This is a genomic window from Paenibacillus sp. Soil522 (assembly GCF_001428245.1).
GTDB lineage: Bacteria > Bacillota > Bacilli > Paenibacillales > Paenibacillaceae > Pristimantibacillus.
The window spans coordinates 1-4,951 of record NZ_LMRV01000108.1 but is presented as its reverse complement, the minus strand read 5'-3'; the positions used below and the strand labels follow the sequence as shown (position 1 = coordinate 4,951).

4 protein-coding genes are annotated in these 4,951 nt (G+C 46.6%); 2 read left to right on the top strand and 2 right to left on the bottom strand.

Features of this window, described 5'->3' with window-relative positions; all coding sequences use genetic code 11:
• Positions 1-594: 594 nt before the first annotated feature.
• Positions 595-1,089, top strand: a complete 495-nt coding sequence (locus ASG81_RS28305) for a hypothetical protein (RefSeq protein WP_056642745.1) — start codon at positions 595-597, stop codon at positions 1,087-1,089.
• 496 nt (positions 1,090-1,585) lie between these two features.
• On the opposite strand, the gene ASG81_RS28300 is transcribed toward ASG81_RS28305, so the two are convergent.
• Both ASG81_RS28300 and ASG81_RS28295 read right to left on the bottom strand, forming a co-directional pair.
• Positions 1,586-2,335 carry a VOC family protein gene (locus ASG81_RS28300; RefSeq protein WP_056642742.1) on the bottom strand — a complete coding sequence of 250 codons (750 nt, stop codon included), beginning with the start codon at positions 2,333-2,335 and terminating at the stop codon, positions 1,586-1,588.
• Between the two features lie 98 nt (positions 2,336-2,433).
• Positions 2,434-3,990 carry an RNA polymerase sigma factor gene (locus tag ASG81_RS28295; RefSeq protein WP_056642741.1) on the bottom strand — a complete coding sequence of 519 codons (1,557 nt, stop codon included), beginning with the start codon at positions 3,988-3,990 and terminating at the stop codon, positions 2,434-2,436.
• A gap of 262 nt (positions 3,991-4,252) precedes the next feature.
• On the opposite strand from ASG81_RS28295, the gene ASG81_RS28290 reads away from it, so the two are divergent.
• On the top strand, positions 4,253-4,750 hold the full coding sequence (locus ASG81_RS28290; RefSeq protein ID WP_081417641.1) for a 2,4'-dihydroxyacetophenone dioxygenase family protein: 498 nt from the start codon (positions 4,253-4,255) through the stop codon (positions 4,748-4,750).
• The last annotated feature ends 201 nt before the right edge of the window (positions 4,751-4,951 follow it).

The following is a 4,951-nucleotide window of genomic DNA, read 5'->3' as shown; positions in this document are numbered from 1 at the left end:
GAGTCCCCCTTCTTATCTTTCACCTTTTACCAACCGGGCGAAATCCTGCGAATAAGCGAGCATTCGTGAGAAAATCATATCTTACCGAGGGAGTTCAATCAAATCAGGGAGCAGACCGCGGCAGCTGCTCCCTTCGTCATTGAAGTAAAGGGAGGAAAATGCAAAAACTGAACCTTTTCATGATTTTTTGCGTCTAACCAATACAAGAGTAAAAAGACACATTACAGGAGGATACACATTTGGAAGTGGTATTAGGAATGATTTTAATATCCTGCTTAGTCGTAGATACAATTAGAAAGAGTGTAATCTGGCTCCACAAGGGGATAAAAAATAAGTTTGGGCATAGCCTGTTGGTTCGGTTCAATGGTCTATAATATCTCCAAAATGTCCGAAGCAATATCGTAATAGCAAATTGAGCATAGACTTTATTACGGGTACGATAACTTAATAAAGACACTGAGGCAGCCGGCCCGAACGAACGGCTGCCTTTTCCACGCTAACTGGCAGCATAGCTTAAACAATTTGTAATCAATCAATCGCTGAAAATAAGGTAAGATTAATGCGAAAATTATTTTTTATATTAGGAGTGGGGAGATGTTCAAGTTCTTCAGCAATAAAACCTACCAAGTTTTCTCTGGATTTCAACTTGAAAAACCCGATTGTTTTATCCCTTGGAATGTAACCCAAGAGGGATTAGTTAAATTATTTGCAAATCACAAACACGACATCAAGATAGTGACGAACGGTTATTACACTATTGAATGTACCTCTTTAAATGGACTTATTCATAGATTGGGCTTCCATTTTCAACCCCGTGAATCAGATTATTTGAAAATGCTTGAGTTTTTTAGGAGTAGTTACCCTGATTTAAATGAATCATTTAAAGAATTTCAGCAGCATTTCGAGAACAGCTTTGGTCCCCCGACAAAATCATTTCCAAGAAATTCAGAGGGATATCCCTCTTATGAATGGAATTTAGGTAAATGGAGACAGCAAATCACTATCAGACATTATGTATTCGACAGATTTGAACTGGAAGAACTATGCATATCGAAAGAAAATGACATGCGGAGTCATCTGTTCCGCTAACGGGTACGATAGTTCAATCAAATCAGGGAGCAGACCGCCGCGGCAGCTACTCCCTTCGTCATTGAAGTAAAGGGAGGAAAATGCAAAAACTGAACCTTTTCATGATTTTTTGCGTCTAACCGATACAAGAGAAAAAGACACATTACAGGAGGATACACATTTGGAAGTGGTATTAGGAATGATTTTAATATCCTGCTTAGTCGTATATACAATTAGAAAGAGTGTAATCTGGCTCCACAAGGGGATAAATTTGGGCATAGCCTGTTGGTTCGGTTCAATGGTCTATAATATCTCCAAAATGTCCGAAGCAATATCGTAATAGCAAATTGAGCATAGACTTTATTACGCTAACGCGTACGATAGTGAAATGATTATGACTGGAGAAGGTGCCGCGGCGACATTCTCCTCATCGTTTAAGTAGCACGAAGGATACGTAAAGGCGGCCGACAGATCGACCGCCACGTAATTCGCTTTTCGCGCTTACAAATCACAGATTCTAACGCTTTTGACCCACCATGATCCCGTTGCCATCGGGGTCGGTGAACTGGAAGCAAGCTATACCACGTCGAGTCTCGATGCCGCTAGTGATTGTAACGCCTTTCATGTTCACATAGGCAAGAGCCGCCTCAACATCAGGGGACTCGATAATGAATACCGGGTTCACACGAAGATCAAGTTGCAACCTGTCGTAATGAACTGGTCCGGTCTGACTCAAAGTCCCGTCGTCGAACAGCAAGTCCGCGCCTCGCTCCATTCGAATGCGATTCAGCCCTTCTACGAACGGATCGGCCTCCCGAATGCCTTGCAAGAAGATCTCGTACCATTCGGTCGAAATGCCTGCTTGGCCTGTATGGGTAATCACACGGGCGATGCGGGGCAGCAACGGCTGCGGCGAATCCGATACGTAGACACGTTCGGCTTGGCATACCATGTTCGAGGCGACGCTGAAGTGCGCGACATTCGGACGCTGAAATAGCTCTGTAAGGAACGGGTACTGCTGCTTCTGGCAGAATTCGTACGCAGCGTCAATATCGGACGAGTCGAACATCGTCATCGGCGGGAAGCCCCACATGTTGCTGTCCAGAATGATATCGGTACCCTGCATGCCGAAATAATAGATGCCGCCTCCATCATGTTTGGGCTGCACCGGCATGTCGAGCAGTGAGCAATACCATTCAATCGAACGTTTCAAGTTGCTGACCGGCAAAAATACAGTAGGGATATAGGGGCGAATCGGATGCGTCATAGCGCGTTCCTCCTTAATTGGTTTCAGAAAGTAGACAACTGGAGTAGAGAATATCTATCAATGTTTAGAAAAATATTTTTGCCGCCCCCACATAAGGTTCAGAAAAGTTGTTGCAAAATGGCAATCGCCTCGCGTTCGGATTCGCAGGCAGCGGTAATTCCTTGAGCGAGGTGTCCGTTCGGGCCACCGCCTCCTCCGTCGAGGCCGTAACCGTAAGGGAACGACGGGTACAATCGCTGCAAGGACTGCAGTGCGGTTGCGTAACAGTCGACAGCGGCGGTCAAGCCTTTGCGCCGAGATGCTGTTTTTGCCCTCTCAGTCAGAAGCTGCAAGTAGGTGACGGCTTGCTCGCGAGCTTCGCACAAGATCGCAACCTGATACGCATGCCCTAGCGGATCCAATGTTTGGTCTTCGGCCGCCTTGCGCCAGAGCCGGTAGCCCTCCAGCCCGAAGGAGAAGCCGGATACCGGTGGTTCCTCGCCCTTGGCATACTTGACGATGGCGTTAATGATGGCACCGTCGGTTGCCTGGGGGACGACTCGCTTGCCGACGGCTAGAGCGAACAACGCTGGCTCTTCGTTTCCGCGGCCCAATTGCATGTACGCGAACGTCTCTGCCCGTTGCCGGAAGCCGCGGTAATGCAGTAGTTGCTGTTGGTCGTTGTAGCCGTAGAGTAAACCGAATTCGTTAATTACTAGATTCCAGACAACAACCGGGATCCCCCGGTCGATGCTATCGTGAACGAGTCGAAGCAGATGAATGTGGCGTTCGGGCGTGATCGGATCATTCCGCTTGCGGGCAAAGTACAATGCCTCACGGCCAAGACGTTCGATAGCCTGTTGTGCCGTATACGACCAGTCAAACGTAGAGATGCCGCGCCAGTGGCAGCCGTTCGTTACGCTCAGCCGGAACGCTTCTCCGGATATACCCATTGTTTCCGTTACCGAATCGTACACTTCGGGTGCATAGCGTAAAGCTTCGTGTAAGGCAATCCCGAACATAGAGTAAGGGCGAGTCCACCCAGGCATACGTAGCAAGACGGAATGAGGTTGCTTGCTCAAGCGGCGTTCTTTCAAATACGCTTGGAGTGCGTCATAAAACCTCTCATCTCCGGCCTTCGCTCGGGATCGTGAGATGATATTATATAAGTTGCCTCTAGTCAGAGCGTATCTCTCCATAAGCTCTTCAGTTTCGGCTTCGGCAGCGAAATCGTGCATAATAGCCCCGGCTCTTTCCGATAAAACAGAAAGAGCACCGGACAATAGCTCTTGTACGGACTCTTGCCGAGCGACCAATTCCTGCGGGTCTCCCGTATCTGTGCTTATATCGGCGCTAAAGCGGTATCCATCTGACGATTCGTCCGACGGTTCAGCCATCGCGATTTCGCGCCGACCCCGCTTGATGAGATTCAAAGCAAAACGCCTTACCATTTGGCGCAGCCAACCTGCAAATCGGGCTGGTTCTTGGAGTTGATCCAGCTTGGCGGCCGCCTGCATGAGCGCCTCTTGTGCAATGTCTTCCGCCAAGTGTGGGTCGCGGACGACGGTAGTCGCCCACCGAACCGCTTGCGCACGGTATCGCAGCAGCAGATCATTCAGAGCATGGTTGTCCCCTTGACGTACGGCAACTATCAGTTCAGCGTCGGAATGAAGCAAAGCCAATGATCTCCTTTGAAAAATTTACTTGCGTTTACCAATTCTGCGTATTAGGTCCAATTCCTCTTTCTCCTGCTAGTGATATGGTGGCGAATAAATTCTAACGGAAACGAGAGCTCCATGAAGCTGTCGCGGGATCGACAGCATCTTCACTCCGTTAACGGGCAGTTTAGCGTGGAGACTGTTTATTGATATAAAGGTAAAATTGGGCTGGATTCCGAATACTAACTATAACGTATCCATTTGAATGAAGGTGCTCTCCGTGAATAATCTTATTGAAGAATCAGTAATAAAACTCGCTGAAAAATTTCAGTTGCCAGAACGGATAGTTAACATTGAAGAACTGCCTTGGGTTCCGTTTACTGAAAATCACACTTGTTATTTCAAGCCTTTACGTTTTGATCTAAACACTGGAACATGGATTTACTTATTTAAAATAAAGAGCAACGAAGTTTTGGGAAGACACAGACACACTGGGGGATCCGTAATAGGCTACAATATTCAAGGTAAGTGGAGATATGAAGGGCGCGAGTGGCTGGCTGAACCAGGTACCTTTATATTTGAGCCACCAGGTGACATTCATACCCTCATTACAGAAGACGAAGAAGTAGTAGCTCTTTTCATATTGGGCGGCTCTCTTCAGTATTTTGACGAGAACGATCACATTATCGGACAAGACGACATTTATACCGTTCTAAATAAATATAGAGTTTTTTGCGAATTACATGGGATTCAAACTAGAGATGACCTTATTTATTAAGTCTCAGGTACATAAGCATTGTTGAGCTAACGGGTACGATAGTGGAGGAGCTTGCTTTACTGCAGCTCCTTTTTTTCATTCGTCAGTACCAAACAACTTTCTAAACGGTTCGGAAACATATTTCGAGTACGCATTTAGAGTGGAATAAAATCAATGGTAGCTGCAATCTATATATTTTTTAGAATTGGGGAGTTTTTTATT